We start from the raw sequence: 16,428 nt of genomic DNA, 5'->3' as shown, positions 1-16,428 counted from the left end.
AAAAAAAATATGCGCATACATTTTATTGCAATTGGCGGTAGTGCCATGCACAATTTAGCCATTGCATTACATAAAAAAGGTTACCAAATTACCGGTTCTGACGATGTGATTTTTGAACCGGCAAAATCCAGATTAGATAATTACGGTTTATTACCAGCAGAAATGGGTTGGAATGATAACCGAATTTCTTCCGATTTGGATGCCGTTATTTTAGGCATGCATGCCAGAATTGATAATCCGGAATTGTTAAAAGCGCAAGAATTGGGCGTAAAAATTTATTCGTACCCTGAATACATTTACGAGCAAAGCAAAAATAAACTCAGGGTTGTGATAGGGGGCAGTCATGGTAAAACGACTATTACCAGCATGATTTTACATGTACTTAATTATTATAATCGCGATTTCGATTATTTAGTAGGTGCACAACTTGCGGGTTTCGAAACCATGGTTAAAGTAACTGAAGAAGCGCCTGTTATGATAATTGAAGGAGATGAATATTTATCATCTCCAATTGATAGAAGACCAAAATTTCATTTGTATAAAGCAAATGTGGCTGTAATTAGCGGTATTGCGTGGGATCATATTAATGTTTTTCCAACTTACGAAGATTATACCTCACAATTCGACAAATTTATAAATACCATTGAATCTGGTGGAACTTTAATTTATTGCAAAGCCGATAAAGATTTAAATGATATTGTTGAGCAAGCCTCAGCAGCGGTAAAAAAGATTGGCTACGCCGTTCCGGAGCATGAAATTATCAATGGAGTTACCTATTTATTACCAGAACAAAAAGCTTTAAAAGTTTTCGGTGATCATAATTTAATGAATCTGAATGCTGCTAAATTGGTTTGTAGTGAGCTCGACATCAACAAAAAGGAGTTTAATGATGCTATTGCCTCTTTTACTGGTGCAGCTAAGCGTTTGGAAGTAATTTCTGCTGATGAATTGACAAATGTCTATAAAGATTTTGCACATTCTCCCTCAAAATTAAAGGCTACTATCCAAGCTGTAAAATCACAATTTACAGATAGAAAACTAGTTGCTTGTATAGAATTGCATACCTTTAGTAGCTTGAATAAAGATTTTCTAAAAGAGTACGCTGGTTCTATGGACAAGGCTGATGAAGCAATCGTATTTATAGATTTAAAGAGCTTTGAACAAAAAAGAATGGAGCCTTTTTCAGAAGCTGATGTTCGGGAAGCTTTTGCAAATGCTAATTTAAAATTTTTTAATGATGCTTCAGCATTAAAAGCTTATTTGCTTAGCTTGAATTATAAAAACGCCAATTTGTTAATGATGAGTTCAGGGAATTATGCAGGTTTTGATCTACCAGAATTAGCTTCGTCATTAAATAAATAATGAAAAGCATAGGGGAGAATATTAAAAAGTGTAGAGTAGAATCAGGCTTAAGTCAGGCTGATGTAGCTAGACTTCTTAAAATTTCTACGCCTGCTTTTTGTAAAATTGAAACCGGACAAACCGATTTAAATATTTCTCGATTACTTCAAATTTCGAAACTATTTAAAGTACCTGCTTCAGAACTGATAACGGGAGAAACTTATGATTCTGAATCTATCGTTGATTTATCAGATTTAAAGCAACAACTTGTAGATAAAGATGAAGAGCTCAATAAACTTCGAAAAAAGGTTATTGAGCTTTATGATAAGTTGGGGATGTAATTTTTTTGGATTAAGGATAAAGGAACAAAGAATAAAGATTTAATCAATAATACTTGCTCTTTCATCCTTGCTTTCTTATACTTTATCATTGTTCTTTGCTCTTTCATCCTTGCTCTTCTTAAAAAACCTTTCGCATTGTTAAATGCTTTTTACCAAATGTTGCGCCTGTAGCTTTGTGTATGGCAATCATTTGCTCGTTAAAATCACCAACCCAACTTAATTCTAATTCCTTGTATTGATTTTTTGGTAATACGTATTCGCCCAATCTGATAAATAAAACAGATTCTAAACCATGTTTTTGAAATTTAGGCTTAGTACCCATAACAATTGCCCTCATTCTATTTACACCAACCCAACGGCGGTAAGCAAATTTCAATTTCTCAATTAATCCTAATTTGCCATCAAAACCCTTAATCATTTGGTTGGCATCAGGAATTAAAACCACAAATGATGCTGGCTCTCCATTGAAATAAGCAAACTGAATTAAATGCTCATCCATAATGGGTTCCATACTTTTGAAACTTTCTTCTAAAGTCTCTTTTTTTATCGGAACAAAGTTTTCGAAATCCTGCCATCCATCATTGTAAATCTCCATCAAGTCGTTTATGTATTTTTCTGAATTCTTCTTGCTGAAATATTCAAAGGTATAGCCTGGTTTATTACGTACCCAATTTGCAATTTTGGTAAAACGTTCTGGAAATGGAATGGTTAAATTTATGTGGTTGGTTAATTGCTCATATTCTGTTTTAAAACCATATGCATCAAAAAACTTCTGGTAATAAGGGAAGTTATAATTCATCCCGAATGAAGGAGGCGTAAAGCCTTCAACGAGCAAACCCCAGAATGAATCGTTTTCACCAAAGTTAATTGGTCCGTCCATCGCTTTCATTCCATTTTCGAGTAGCCAATTCTTTGCGGTATCAAACAATAAAAATGCAGCTTCTTGATTATCTACTGATTCGAAAAAACCAATTCCGCCTGTAGGCTGTTCGTAGTTAAAAGCTTTCTTTTCGTTAATAAAGGCTGAAATCCTACCAATAAGATGTCCTGAACTATCTTTCAAAATCCATCGTGTGCATTTTCCATGATTAAAAAAGTTATTCTTATCAGGATTAAAAACATTTTTAACTTCAGTATCTAAGGGGCAAATCCAATTTTTGTCTTCTTTGTATAAGATTTTAGGAACTTTTAAAAAATCTTCTTCTAGCGACGAATTATTTACAGGTAATATTTGCATGAGGTAGTTTTAAAAATAAAAAGCATCCAACCAAGCGGCAGGATGCTTTTTCAAATATATAATTTTTAAATATTAATAATCGTCATCGTCATCATCAAAACTGTCGAAATTATCAATGTCATCTAATGGCATATCAAAATCATCTTCATCTTCATCTTGAGACTTTTTTTTCGTAGTTTGAATGTCGTCATCTTCAAGTTTATCATCTTCATCTACCTGTTTTTTGGTAGTTGGCTTAGTAGGGAGTTTCTTCGGCGCTTTCATAACTCAAAAATAAAAAATGCTTTTATAGTTTAAAAATACGAAAAAACTTTTTTTTATAACAAGCTGTTTTTTAATAAAATAAAAATTATTTATTCTAATGGCTCGCCAATGGCATTTTCATCCTTACTAATATCTTTTAATTGGGGTAGCTGAGATAGATTATTTAACCCAAAATAATCCATAAATAATCCACTGGTTTTGTACAAAATTGGTCTTCCTGGAGTTTCGGCCTTCCCATCGATACTAATTAGTTCCTTTTCCAATAGTCTTTGTACAGAATAATCAGAGTTTACACCACGAATTTGTTCAATTTCTAATTTGGTTATTGGTTGGCGATAAGCAATTATAGCCAGCGTTTCCATGGCTGCCTGACTCAATTTCTTTTTAGAACGATGTAACTGCAGCTGGTTAACAGTTTCATGGTAATGTTTTTTTGTTAGAAATTGATAGCCATTGTTTAAGCATACTAACTCCATCACCATATCTTTTTTGCTATACTTTTCTTCGATTGCTTTAATTTCCTGTTGAATTAATTTATCTGGAAATTCTTCATTAAAAACACTATTTAAAGCAAAAACTATTTCTTGTAAACTGATACTTTGTACAGATGAGAAAATAAGTGCTTCTATGTGGTAAGCAATATCATTTTGGGGCATAAACAAAAATAGAATTTTTGGGCAAAAAAAAGCGGTCTCGCTTTTTAAAAAACAAGACCGCTTTTAACACACAAATGAAACCTGAATTAAGATATAGTTTTAGGTTAGGTTATTAAATATCTATATCAATTCTATAAGAACGTCTTTGATAAACACTATCGTTTATTTCTAATACAAGTTTAAGGCTAAACCACATCTAATGGTATTCTTATTTAGTGAGTGGTATTAAAAATTGAGTAAACGGTAATTTTTTATTTCATTGGTATAGAAATAAATACAGATGTACCATTTGTAGTGTTTTGATAAACGTTTAATTGTATAGGTTTTGCTTCAATTTGCCCTAAAAGGTTTAACCTTTCCTTAGTTAATTGCATGCCTTTACTTATATGTTTATCTTTTTTTGCTTTTAATGAATTTTCTATACCAACCCCATCATCAATAATTTCGATATTTAGGCTGTTACTTGCTGTTTTAATGTTAATTTGGATTTCTCCACCACTTTCTTTCGGCATAATGCCATGCCATATTGCGTTTTCAACATACGGTTGAAGTAGCATTGAAGGAATAAGCGTTTCATCCTTATCAATGCTTTCATCTACATAAATTATATATTTTAGTTTATCACCAAACCTGTTTTTTTCCAGTTTTAAATATAAGTTGAGATACTCTAATTCTTCATCGATGGTGATGTAACTTTTTGTACAAATCTCTAGGTTTTTGCGAATTAATCTTGCAAAACCAGTTAAAATTTTATTGGCTGAAGTTGTATTTTGTGTATTAATAAAGTGTTGGATAGAATTCATCACATTAAACACAAAATGAGGATTCATCATTGCTTGTAAAGCTTGCTGCTCCAACATCAATATTCTGTTCTTTAACAAAAGTTGCTCTTGCTCCTTGTCTTTTTGTCTGCGGGTAATGTAAACGGCCAATCGGTAAAATACATAACCAACGAGTAAAATGACTAAGGATAAAAACCAGAAACTCTGCCAAAAATGAGCCTTTATAGTAAAAGCTATTTTAGCTGATGGCCCCCATGCATTATTCTGAGTTTTAGCGCTTACTTCAAAATGGTATTCTCCAGCTTGTAGCGCCGAAAAATCGAGCCTACGTGTGCGGGTTTCAACCCAAGTAGAATTTTCGTTTAACCTATACCGATAAGTAATATCACTTGTAGTAAAATCTACTGCACCAAATGTAAAAAGGATTGTGTTATTGCCACTTTCGAATGTGAAATTATCTTTGTCGATTGATAAACGTTCTTTATCTTTTATAATTGAGGTAATGTAAACTTTTGGCAGACTTTTAGGTAGGTTTTGGTTATTGTACTTAAAAAGAATTAAGCCTTTATTAGTTGCGAAATATGCCGTGCTATCATCAATATAAAGGTTGTTTACATCTTCAGTTAGTAAATCTTTACCGTAATCAAAATTGGTAACACTCGATTTTTCATAATTTGAAATTTTGTTTACACCTTTATTAGTTATCGCCCAAATCTCGTTGTTTTTGATGAATAGCTTGGTGCATATATCATTTGTTAAGCCATCTTTAATGGTTAATTGTTTAACAATCTTGTTATTTCTGTAAAAAAGGATTCCATAGCCATCAGTAGCTAAAACCAGAGTTCCATCTGCTAATTGCTGTATATCATTAATTCTTTTTGTTAAAAGTGGATTGTTTTTATAGTGATGAATTAAAACACCTTTGCTAAATTCGAACAAGCCATTGATGTTAGAAAACCACAAGCTTCCCGATTTGTCGTAGAAAACATGATAAGATCTGTTTTTGAAAAAATCTTCTTTCTCTTTATATTTTAACGAATTAAATTCGAGTTCATTTATTCTATCAGACAAAAATACAACGCCGGAAGATAATGCAATTGCCAGATGATTATCCTGATTGCACAAACTAAAATGTTTAATTACAAACATCGAATTGTTAGTTTCTTTTAGGTATTTTACATCATCCTTGGTTTTGTAAATATTGTTGAAAACGCCTAAGCCATAATCAGAAGCAAAATATACCGATTGATTTTTAGGATCGTAAGTTATCTGTTTAATGGTTTTATATTTTTTGTAATCATCCATTCCAACTTCATCAATTTCGAAGTTGTTTATGTTTAGGATATCAATAACTGCATCATCTGTTCCAAGCCATAATCTGTTTTTGGAATCTTTTGCTATACTTTTAATAACATTACTACTCAAGCCAGATTCTGCATCGATAATTGATAATCTGGAATTTACATTGGGTAACATGTAAATGCCTTGGTTTGTAGCAAACCACATGTTATTGCTATTATCTTTTATAGATTGATTGACAGAAATGCCCTGTAAATACATAACCGTCTTGCCACTTTTATTTAAAACCAAAGCGCCATTACTACTTGCTAACCAAACTTCATTTTCTGCAACATCATAATAGAAATAACCCGACATGTTTTTAAGTAAATTATCAGGGATTCTTATAATAGATTTTATTTTGCCATTTTGGTATTGATTTAAACCAGAATCATTTAAATAATAAAGCGAGCGGTTTGGGGCGTTAAAGGCCGTCATGTACGACAACGGATTAACATTATTATTGGTTATTGCAAATGAATTTCCACTAAATTTTTGTGTACTCTCATCACTGTAAGAATATATATCTCCAGCTTCATCCTCATGCAAGAATGCATTTGTAAATTGTTGTTTTTTATTAGGTGATACAAACTTTTTAATTGATTTTCCATCCCATAAAACAATAAGATTGGAATTTGTTCCTAACCATATTCTGCCTTTTTTATCTTCCAGAAAGGAAACAATTACAGTATTAAAATTTAGTTTATTTAGGAGGTTACTATTATTTCGATTATAAAATTTTCCGTCCTTTAAATAACTTAGTTGACCATTTAATGCAAGAAACCATAACTTCCCTTTACTATCTTCTTTAATCTGTAGAATTTGGGTGTCTGGTAATCCATCTTCAATGGTAAAGTTTTGGAAATTTGTTCCATCAAATCTGCTTAAACCAGCATCTGTTGCAATCCATATAAAGCCTTTTTTATCTTGATGGATATAATAACAATTGTTACTTGACAAACCATTTTTTGAAGTGTAATGGGGTAGGTAAGTGGTTTGGGCAGCTATTTTAACTGGTGTAGCAAAAATTGTAATTGCACAAAAAAACAGCAATACTGTTTGTAAAACATTTCTTCTAAAAAAAGCCGATATTTTGTTACTAATGCTCTCCATTAGATTTTGTGAAATGTTTAATTTTTTCAAAAAAATCACTTGCTCTGCGGCGAGATACATTTATGCTTTCCCCGTTTTTAAGGTGAACCTGCAATCCATTTTTAGAATTATATTCTTTTAAATGATTTAGGTTTATAATACTTGATTTATGGATTCGTACGAATTGGTCTGACGGAAGCAATTCTTCAAATTCTCTTAAAACCTTCGAAACTGTTATTTTATCATGATTATTTAAATGGAAAACTGAGTAATTACTGTCAGCTTCTATATAGATGATGTCATCAATATCAATCATTTTAAAGCCCTGGCCGTAGGGTAATGTTAGCTTTCTAATTTCAGAACGGTTTGATAAGCTTGAGGCAAGATTCGTAACACGCTCATCTTTGTTTTCGCTCGCTTGATGAAGTTTTGTGTATAAGCTTACCTTTTCTACAGCTGTTTTAAGCTCATCAATATCTATCGGCTTTAATAAATAATCTAAAGCATTTGCTTTTATCGCTTTTAGTGCATACTGATCGTAAGCGGTGGTAAATATTACTGCTGCATTATGCAACTGAGCATCAGGAATTAATTCAAAGCCATTTCCACCTGGCATCGCTATATCCAAAAAGATTAAATCAATAGAATGATGCGCCAAAATATCCTTTGCTTCGGCTACAGAACGAGCAATGCCGGTAATTTCTACTTCTGGACAATTTTGTTGCAAAAGAAAGAAAATAGATGAACGTGCAAACTCCTCATCATCAACAATAATGGCTTTTAGTATAGTCATATTTACAGGTTTGTGAATGTATTAAAATCACTTAATAAAAAAAAATGTAAAATCAAAAAACCGTGGTTGCAATTGTCACGTATGTATCATCAAACTGGAACATATTAAACCCCTAAACTCATAAAAATATGAAAAACAATGAACTAAAAACAAAAGACGAACTAGTAGACGATAGTTTGTTACAAAGTAGAGTAGGCCGTAGGTCTTTTCTACAATATGCTGGTGCGAGTGCAGCTGGTATAGCTTTAGTTGCAGCAGGTTGTAAAAAAGACCGCAATTTTGTTATTGATGGCGCAACACTAGATTTTAAAGATGATTTTGGTGTATTAAATTATGCTTATGCTTTAGAGCAATTAGAGGCAGCGTTTTACATTCAGGTTGCTAATTCAAATCCATCAGGATTTACCGCAACTCAAAAGGCATACTTCCAGGATGTTCAGTTTCATGAAATTGCACACAGAGAGTTTTTGAAAAAAGCATTAGGTACTGCTGCTATTGGTAATTTAGATGTTAACTTCTCATCAGTAGATTTTAATAGTGGCGCAAGTGTTTTAGCAACAGCGAAAACTTTCGAAGATTTAGGCGTTGCAGCATATAATGGTGCTGGTGTTAGATTAACAAATACTACGTATTTAGTTTTAGCAGGACAAATCGTTTCTGTAGAGGCTCGTCACGCTGCTTATGTAAGAGATCAAATTTCTTATGGCTCTTTTGCAGATTTAGGAACCCTTTCTGCTTTTGGTGCTGTTGATGCGAACGGTTTAGACGGAGCATTAACTCCAGATAAAGTTTTGGCATTGGCTGGTCCATTCATTAAAACTAAAATTAACGTTACTAACCTTTAATCTTTTAAAACTCAGAAATCATGAATATCTTAAATATATTAGACGAAATTGAAAAAGTTGATGGAGAGATCTATGAAAGATTAAACCCTCGCAGAGCTGCAATGAAAAGTTTTTTCAATGCCAGCAAAAAAATATCATTAGCTGCTTTACCATTAGCATTAGGTTCAATGTTTCAAAAAGCGTATGGACAATCTAACCCTGCTAATGTTGTAGAAGTATTAAACTTTGCCCTCGCTTTAGAGCATTTAGAATACAATTTTTATAACCGTGCTTTGTTATCTCCAGGTTTAATCCCTGCCGGTGCAGCAACCACAGCTATTACAACAATTCGTACCCACGAGCTTGCTCACGTTAACTTATTAAGAGGTGCAATTACAGCAGCAAATGCTACTCCAATTAACTTAGTTGAAGCAAATTTCGACTTTACAGCTGGTGGTGGTTTTGCTGATGTTTTTACAAACTATCAAACTTTCTTAAAGGTAGCTACAGCTTTTGAAGATACAGGTGTTAGAGCTTATAAAGGTCAGGCGCCGGTATTAAAAGGTATGCCAGTATTAACAACTGCTTTACAAATTCACGCAGTTGAGGCTCGTCACGCATCGCATTTACGTCAAATGACGGCTGCAGCTTTAGGTGTTGCTTTAAAACCTTGGATTAGCTTAGGTGCAGGTGGTGTTTCTAATGATACAGGAATTGCAGCAGTTGATGCAGTTTACGCAGGTGAAAACAATACTATTCAGGCAAACATAGAAGTTACTGGTATTGCAACTGGCGTTACAAGAGCAGCAGCAGCAGAATCTTTTGATGAGTTTTTAACTGGCGCAGCTGTTAAAAATATTGCAAACTTATTTATAAGAACAGGCTTCAAATTATCGTAAGCCAAAAAAATCTACATTATTGAATTAGGTAATGTTTAGTTTAAGGTAGGGAGGCAGAACTGGGTTCTGTTTCCCTTTATTTATTTGAAATAAGTTAGTTTTTAAACTTAAAGGATAATTTTTTTGAAAAGCAAACTTTTGATTTAAAATTTTCGGCAGCCCTTCTTGCCGCTTTATCTTTTTTGCGGAAAATGCAAAAAAGGATGCCGCTCCAATAAGGTTTATCTTACATTGGGTATTGCAAGAAAGTTGGGCTTTTATAGCAAAATGTGAAAAACTAAACACAATGATTTTATTTAAATTCAATCACTCATTTCTATTTCAATCTATTAATAGGTAATTACCTGTTCTTCTAAATGTTCAGGCAAATCGCGGTAATTGTATTTTTGTCCACGTAGCTGAGGTTCAAAACCTGCCACTTTTATAGATTGTTGAATGCCGTTTGCCGTAAAACGATGCGGTGCACCAGCAGCAGAAACTACATTTTCTTCAATCATAATCGAACCAAAATCATTTGCACCCGCATGTAAGCAAAGCTGGGCAGTAGTTTTGCCAACCGTTAACCAACTTGCCTGTATGTTTTTGATGTTAGGTAACATGATGCGACTCAAAGCAATCATGCGAATATATTCATCGGCAGTAACAGTATTGCTGATGCCTCTTAAACGCTTTAGCAAAGTGCCATCATCCTGAAAAGGCCATGGAATAAAGGCTAAAAATCCATTTGCATCAACAGGTTTTTCACTTTGAACCTGACGAATCCACACTAAATGTTCAAAGCGCTCTTCGATGGTTTCAACATGGCCAAACATCATGGTCGCCGATGTAGTAATGTCTAATTGATGGCAAGCACGCATAACATCAAGCCATTCTTGTCCGCCACATTTTCCTTTAGATATTAATCTTCTAACCCTGTCGTTTAAAATTTCTGCTCCGGCGCCTGGCAAAGAATCCATTCCGGCTTCTTTTAAAGTTTTTAAAACTTCAGTATGTGAAATGCCTTCTAATTTTGCTACGTGTGCAATCTCCGGCGGACCTAAAGCATGTAATTTTAAATCAGGATATAATTCTTTTAATTTTTTGAATAAATCAGCATAGAAAGCTAAACCTAAATCAGGGTGGTGCCCACCTTGCAGTAAAAGCTGGTCGCCGCCTAATCTAAAAGTTTCTTCAATTTTTACTTTATAGGTTTCGATATCTGTAATGTAACTTTCATCGTGGCCAGGGCGACGGAAGAAATTACAAAATTTACAGTTTGCGATACATACATTTGTGGTATTTACATTTCTATCAATTTGCCAGGTTACTTTGCCACTTGGTACCTGAATTTTTCTTAATTCATTCGCCACAAACATTAAAGATGCTGTATCGGCATGATGATATAAATGAACGCCTTCTTCAAGACTTAAAAAATCAAAGTGTAATGCCCTATGTAGTAAATCGGCTGTATTCATACTGCAAAGATAAAGAAATGGTTTGTTGGTTTATTGGTGTTTTAGTTTTTTAGATGTCAAATTGGCTCGTTATGGTTTTTTAAAAGCAATAATTCAGAAAACTATCTAGCCAATACAACAAAAGAATTTAGCAATTCAACAATTCAATTATCTTTGTTCCTTATGGTAGATTTTAATCGTTTTACACTAGCCAACGGATTAAAAGTTTTGGTACATGAAGATCCAACAACTCCGATGGCGGTTTTAAATATTTTATATGATGTGGGTGCTCGTGATGAGAACCCTGAACAAACAGGTTTTGCCCACTTATTCGAACATTTAATGTTTGGCGGTTCAGTAAATATTCCAAGTTATGATGAACCATTACAAAGAGTAGGTGGCGAAAATAACGCTTTCACAAGTAACGATATTACAAACTATTACATCACTTTACCTGCAGAAAATATAGAGACTGCTTTTTGGTTGGAGAGCGATAGAATGTTGAACTTAGCTTTTTCTGAAAAAAGTTTGGAAACACAAATAAATGTGGTTAGCGAAGAATTTAAACAACGTTATTTAAATCAGCCTTATGGCGATGTTTGGTTGAAATTACGTCCTTTGGCTTATAAAAAACATTCCTATCGTTGGGCTACTATCGGCAAAGAGTTGGCACATATCGAAAATGCAAAAATGGATGATGTTAAAGCGTTTTTTAATAAACATTATAATCCTACAAATGCAATTCTTGTTGTTGGCGGTAATGTAAAAACCGAAGATGTAAAAAAGTTAGCCGAAAAATGGTTTGAACCAATTCCATCTGGAGCTAAATACGAACGTAATTTAATTCAGGAAGATAAGCAGGAAGCGGCAAGGACAGAAACCATTAAAGCTGCTGTTCCGCTAAATGCAATTTATGTAGCCTTTAAAATGCCAGGTAGATTGGATAAAGATTATTACGCATTTGATTTGGTGTCTGATATCCTTTCGGGTGGTAAATCATCTCGTTTGCACAATAGCTTGTTAAAGGAGCAGCAATTGTTCAGCGACATTAATGCTTATATATCAAGCAGTTTAGATCCAGGTTTATTTATTGTTGAAGGAAAACTTGTTGAAGGTGTTTCAGTTGAAAGGGCAGAAGCTGCAATTTGGAAAGAACTGGAGAAAATTAAAAATGAATTGGTTACCGGAGATGAGCTAACGAAAGTTAAAAATAAGGTAGAGTCGGTTTTGGTGTTTTCTGAAATGAGTTTGCTAGATAAAGCGATGAATCTAGCCTATTACGAATTGCTTGGCGATGCCGATATTTTAAATCAGGAAGCTTCTAAATATTTAAAAGTTCAGGCAGAAGACATTCAGAGAATCTCAAACGAAACTTTTAACAAAGATTTATCATCAACATTATATTACTTAACAGAAGAACATGCTTAATCGTACTCAAGCGCCTGATTTTAAGCAGGTAAATAAAATTGAATTTATAAAACCGGTAAAGCAAGTTTTAAATAATAGTGTTCCTGTTTTTACCATTTTTTCTGGCGAGCAGGATTTAGTTCGTATCGAATTTATTTTCAATAATGTAAACTGGAATCCAGAAAAACCTTTGCAAGCCATTGCTGTAAATGCGTTACTTAATAATGGAACAAACAAACTTTCTGCGAAAGAAATTGCTGAGAAAATAGATTTTTACGGTGCTTTTTTTCAAACGGAATATAATCAAGACCAATCGACAGTAACGCTTTATACTTTAAACAAACACCTTAAATCGGTTTTACCAATAGTTAAAGATGTTATTTCTGAAAGTCAGTTTCCTCAAAAGGAATTGGATATTTATATTCAGAATCAAAAACAAAAACTACAAGTAAATCTTCAGAAGAATGATGTGTTGGCTAGAAAAGAGTTTTCTAATGCCTTATTTGGAGATACTGCTTACGGTGTAGATATAAAATTGAAACATTATGATGCTTTAAAGCGTGATGATTTGGTTGACTATTTTAAAAATGCATATGCACCAAATAACTGTACAATTATTGTTTCTGGCAAGTTTGATGAACAAGGTTTTGAGTTATTAAACACAGAATTTGGACAGAACTGGGATAATGGAAATGCAGTTAAAAATATTTTTAGTTTTCAATCGCCAGTAAAAAATATTGTTTATAAAGAGAAATCAGAATCTTTACAGTCGGCAATTAGAATTGGTCAGTTATCTATCAACAGAAAACATGAAGACTTTGCCGGGGTTCAAATTCTAAATACCGTTTTAGGTGGATATTTTGGCTCCCGTTTAATGGCTAATATTCGTGAGGATAAAGGTTACACTTATGGAATTGGTTCAGGCATCGTTTCGCTGCACAATTCTGGCTATTTCTTTATCGGTACCGAAGTTGGTGCTGATGTTTGTGCCGATGCTCTGAAAGAAATTTACAAAGAAATTGAGATTTTAAAAGCAGAAGAAGTTACTGAAGAGGAACTGAGCCTGGTTAAAAATTATATGCTCGGCTCTATGCTCGGGAGTTTAGAAAATGTTTTTTCTCATGCCGATAAGTTTAAAAATATTTACTTCTCTGGTTTAGATTACACTTACTATGAAAACTACATTGCCAAAGTAAAATCAATCACAGCTAAGGAATTGCAAGCATTGGCAAATAAATATTTAACTATAGAAAGCTTTACCGAAATCGTAGTAGGGAAGAAATAATTGTAAAAATAGAGCAGGATTAATTCTGCTCTATTTATTTATACTCACAAAGGTAAGCCGTCTGAATATCAGTTTTAACTTTAAATGAGGCATTAGCTTCAACTTCAAAGCTAGCTCCAGCTGCATAAATTTTCCAATCATGTTCATTCGGCAGCAAAGCTGATAATTCGCCGCTAACAATATTCATGATTTCTTTTTGTGAGGTTCCAAATTCGTATTCACCAGGATTTATAACACCAACGGTTACTTTGCCATCTTTTGTTTCAAAACCTAACGATTTTACATTACCATCGAAATATTGATTTTCAGTTATCATAATTTTATCATCGTTTTATATAAAACAATGATACCTAAGCTTTACTTAAAATAAGAATCTACAGCATAATATTTTAATTTGTCAGCCAAGCTTAATATTTATGCAATTTTATATTCTGGCTTTTATTTTGATTTGATTTTTGTATCTTTGCCCCGCATATAATAAATCCTAATTTATTTTCTATGCAACTCGATTCCACAAAATTTATTGCTACAGGTTTAACTTATGACGACGTACTTTTAGTACCTGCATATTCTGAAATTCTGCCTCGCGATGTAAATACAGCCACTTTCTTAACTAAAAAAATTAAGCTTAATGTTCCATTAATATCCGCTGCAATGGATACCGTAACAGAAGCTGAACTTGCTATTGCAATTGCGCAAAATGGCGGAATTGGTATGTTACATAAAAACATGACCATCGAAAGACAAGCTAATGAAGTACGTAAGGTTAAACGTTCGGAGAGTGGAATGATTCAAGACCCGGTAACTTTACTAGAAACTGCAGTTGTGGCCGATGCTTTCAAAATTATGAAAGAGCATAAAATTGGTGGTATTCCGGTTGTAAGCAGCGATAATAAGTTAGTTGGTATTATTACAAATCGTGATTTGCGCTTCCAAAAAAACATGGCAAGACCAATTGCGGAAGTAATGACCAAAGAAAATTTAATAACCGCTCCAGAAGGTACCAATCTTATTCAAGCTGAAGAAATTCTTCAAAATCATAAAATTGAAAAACTTCCTGTTGTTACTAAAGATGGCTTTTTAAGTGGTTTAATCACTTTCAAAGATATCTCAAAAGTTAAAAATTACCCGGTTGCTTGTAAAGATGAGCGTGGCCGTTTACGTGTAGGTGCAGCCGTTGGTGTAACTGCCGATACCATTCAACGTGTTGATGCTTTGGTTAATGCCGGAGTAGATGTAATTACTATTGATACCGCTCACGGACATTCGAAAGGGGTTGTAGATAAATTAAAAGAAGTTAAAGCTAAATATCCTGATTTACAGGTTATCGTTGGTAATATTGCAACTGGTGCAGCTGCTAAATTTTTAGCTGATGCAGGTGCTGATGCGGTTAAAGTTGGTATCGGTCCGGGTTCTATTTGTACAACCAGAATTATTGCTGGTGTTGGTGTTCCTCAATTATATGCAGTTTACGAATGTGCGAAGGCACTAAAAGGCACTGGTGTTCCGGTTATTGCCGATGGTGGCATTAAACACACCGGAGATATTGCAAAGGCAATTGCATCTGGTGCAAGCACAGTAATGGCAGGTTCATTATTTGCAGGAGTGGAAGAATCTCCAGGCGAAACCATTATCTACGAAGGACGTAAATTCAAATCTTACCGCGGAATGGGTTCTATCGAAGCGATGGAGCAAGGTTCAAAAGACCGTTACTTCCAGGATGTAGAAGATGATATTAAAAAACTAGTTCCTGAAGGAATTGTAGGTCGTGTGCCATTTAAAGGCACTTTAGCCGAAGTAATGTATCAATACATTGGTGGTTTACGTGCAAGTATGGGTTACTGCGGAGCAGCAAGCATTGAAGCATTACAAGAAGCACAATTTGTTCAAATAACTGCTGCTGGTATGCGTGAGAGTCATCCACACGATATTACGATTACCAAGGAAGCACCAAATTATACTAGGTAAGCTGAAAGGTAAAAGCTTAAAGTTTCTTATGCTATCGTCATTTCGAGCGCAGTGTAGAAAACTTTTTAATTGCTTTAAAAATTAAAATAAACGAGGCGTCAAAAATGATAGCCTCGTTTTTGTTTTTAAGCACAAAATTTTATTTTTTGGAAATGAGCGGTCTACAATATCGGCCAGTGCAGTCCTGCCATTCGCTGTAGCCCTCGTAGAAAAAACTTGGGGCTGCCGCTGCTGTCAGGTTTAGAGTTAAGGGATAGTTCAAGAACGCCTTGCAACTGTAAATAGTTGTACTTTCCAAGCCACCTAAACGGGATTGAAACGATATCCTTTTTGGCGCTGTTCACTTAATCTAAGAAGTTTCATAACAATCGCTCCATTAGACTTCGTAAGTTTCTTTTCAAGCCAAAAAGATGTAGTGTAAAGCCCGACTTACTTACAATATTTATTGAGGCATTGCTTTTCTAAATTTTTGGAAAAAACCATTTATTCCGTGTTAATCTGTGTTTCCGTGGCAATAAAATCATTCTAAAGTACCACAATAAGATTATTTCAAAATCTGAATCTGTGGCTAATACAAAAATATTTCGTGTAATCCGTGTTTCCGTGGCAAACGTAATTTTACAAAATAAAATTTGGCAAATGCTTTTTTTTAATATATTTGTCGACTAAATCTATAGATTTAATATAATAATTATGAAAACTCACTCAAATCAGCCAACTAATTGCTGTTGTTGCGCTTTAAACAAACTTGAAAAAGCATTTCGAACG

14 protein-coding genes are annotated in these 16,428 nt (G+C 33.9%); 7 read left to right on the top strand and 7 right to left on the bottom strand.

What is annotated here, in order from left to right; all coding sequences use genetic code 11:
- Positions 1-9: 9 nt before the first annotated feature.
- Both QWY86_RS18715 and QWY86_RS18710 read left to right on the top strand, forming a co-directional pair.
- Entirely contained in the window at positions 10-1,362 is a 1,353-nt protein-coding gene (locus QWY86_RS18715) for a UDP-N-acetylmuramate--L-alanine ligase (RefSeq protein WP_290244350.1), read from the top strand.
- Positions 1,362-1,682, top strand: a complete 321-nt coding sequence (locus QWY86_RS18710) for a helix-turn-helix domain-containing protein (protein ID WP_290244348.1) — start codon at positions 1,362-1,364, stop codon at positions 1,680-1,682. Before QWY86_RS18715 ends, QWY86_RS18710 begins: the two co-directional genes overlap by 1 nt.
- A 118-nt stretch (positions 1,683-1,800) precedes the next feature.
- Here the strand turns inward: QWY86_RS18710 and QWY86_RS18705 are convergent, their stop codons facing one another.
- The 5 genes from QWY86_RS18705 to QWY86_RS18685 all read right to left on the bottom strand — a co-directional run bounded on the left by QWY86_RS18705 (position 1,801) and on the right by QWY86_RS18685 (position 7,844).
- Positions 1,801-2,919, bottom strand: coding sequence for a GNAT family N-acetyltransferase (locus QWY86_RS18705; protein WP_290244346.1), 1,119 nt, complete (start codon positions 2,917-2,919; stop codon positions 1,801-1,803).
- Between the two features lie 72 nt (positions 2,920-2,991).
- Positions 2,992-3,183 carry a hypothetical protein gene (locus tag QWY86_RS18700; protein ID WP_290244345.1) on the bottom strand — a complete coding sequence of 64 codons (192 nt, stop codon included), beginning with the start codon at positions 3,181-3,183 and terminating at the stop codon, positions 2,992-2,994.
- 89 nt (positions 3,184-3,272) lie between these two features.
- Entirely contained in the window at positions 3,273-3,839 is a 567-nt protein-coding gene (gene scpB / locus QWY86_RS18695) for an SMC-Scp complex subunit ScpB (RefSeq protein WP_290244344.1), read from the bottom strand.
- Positions 3,840-4,090: 251 nt separating this feature from the next.
- Positions 4,091-7,072, bottom strand: coding sequence for a sensor histidine kinase (locus QWY86_RS18690; protein ID WP_290244342.1), 2,982 nt, complete (start codon positions 7,070-7,072; stop codon positions 4,091-4,093).
- Positions 7,059-7,844, bottom strand: a complete 786-nt coding sequence (locus QWY86_RS18685; RefSeq protein ID WP_290244340.1) for a LytR/AlgR family response regulator transcription factor — start codon at positions 7,842-7,844, stop codon at positions 7,059-7,061. The genes QWY86_RS18690 and QWY86_RS18685 overlap by 14 nt, the downstream gene beginning before the upstream one ends.
- Before the next feature lie 128 nt (positions 7,845-7,972).
- Here QWY86_RS18685 and QWY86_RS18680 point away from each other — a divergent pair, with 128 nt between their 5' ends.
- On the top strand, positions 7,973-8,689 hold the full coding sequence (locus QWY86_RS18680; protein ID WP_290244338.1) for a ferritin-like domain-containing protein: 717 nt from the start codon (positions 7,973-7,975) through the stop codon (positions 8,687-8,689).
- A gap of 20 nt (positions 8,690-8,709) precedes the next feature.
- Complete coding sequence (locus tag QWY86_RS18675) at positions 8,710-9,567, top strand: ferritin-like domain-containing protein (RefSeq protein ID WP_290244336.1); 858 nt, start codon at positions 8,710-8,712, stop codon at positions 9,565-9,567.
- Between the two features lie 329 nt (positions 9,568-9,896).
- On the opposite strand, the gene QWY86_RS18670 is transcribed toward QWY86_RS18675, so the two are convergent.
- Positions 9,897-11,021, bottom strand: a complete 1,125-nt coding sequence (locus QWY86_RS18670; protein ID WP_290244334.1) for a CofH family radical SAM protein — start codon at positions 11,019-11,021, stop codon at positions 9,897-9,899.
- A 162-nt stretch (positions 11,022-11,183) separates the two neighbouring features.
- Here QWY86_RS18670 and QWY86_RS18665 point away from each other — a divergent pair, with 162 nt between their 5' ends.
- Together QWY86_RS18665 and QWY86_RS18660 are read left to right on the top strand one after the other, a co-directional pair.
- On the top strand, positions 11,184-12,428 hold the full coding sequence (locus QWY86_RS18665) for a M16 family metallopeptidase (RefSeq protein WP_290244333.1): 1,245 nt from the start codon (positions 11,184-11,186) through the stop codon (positions 12,426-12,428).
- Positions 12,421-13,692, top strand: a complete 1,272-nt coding sequence (locus tag QWY86_RS18660; RefSeq protein WP_290244331.1) for a M16 family metallopeptidase — start codon at positions 12,421-12,423, stop codon at positions 13,690-13,692. The genes QWY86_RS18665 and QWY86_RS18660 overlap by 8 nt, the downstream gene beginning before the upstream one ends.
- A gap of 34 nt (positions 13,693-13,726) precedes the next feature.
- Here QWY86_RS18660 and ppnP read toward each other — a convergent pair whose 3' ends face one another.
- On the bottom strand, positions 13,727-14,008 hold the full coding sequence (ppnP, locus tag QWY86_RS18655) for a pyrimidine/purine nucleoside phosphorylase (protein ID WP_290244329.1): 282 nt from the start codon (positions 14,006-14,008) through the stop codon (positions 13,727-13,729).
- Positions 14,009-14,190: 182 nt separating this feature from the next.
- On the opposite strand from ppnP, the gene guaB reads away from it, so the two are divergent.
- Positions 14,191-15,660, top strand: coding sequence for an IMP dehydrogenase (gene guaB, locus QWY86_RS18650; RefSeq protein WP_290244328.1), 1,470 nt, complete (start codon positions 14,191-14,193; stop codon positions 15,658-15,660).
- Positions 15,661-16,428: the final 768 nt, after the last annotated feature.

Origin of the sequence: Pedobacter aquatilis (assembly GCF_030409415.1) — a bacterium.
In the GTDB taxonomy this organism is placed as follows: Bacteria; Bacteroidota; Bacteroidia; order Sphingobacteriales; family Sphingobacteriaceae; genus Pedobacter; species Pedobacter aquatilis.
Note: the sequence above shows the minus strand (reverse complement) of the source record. Positions and strands in the feature narration are given on the sequence as shown.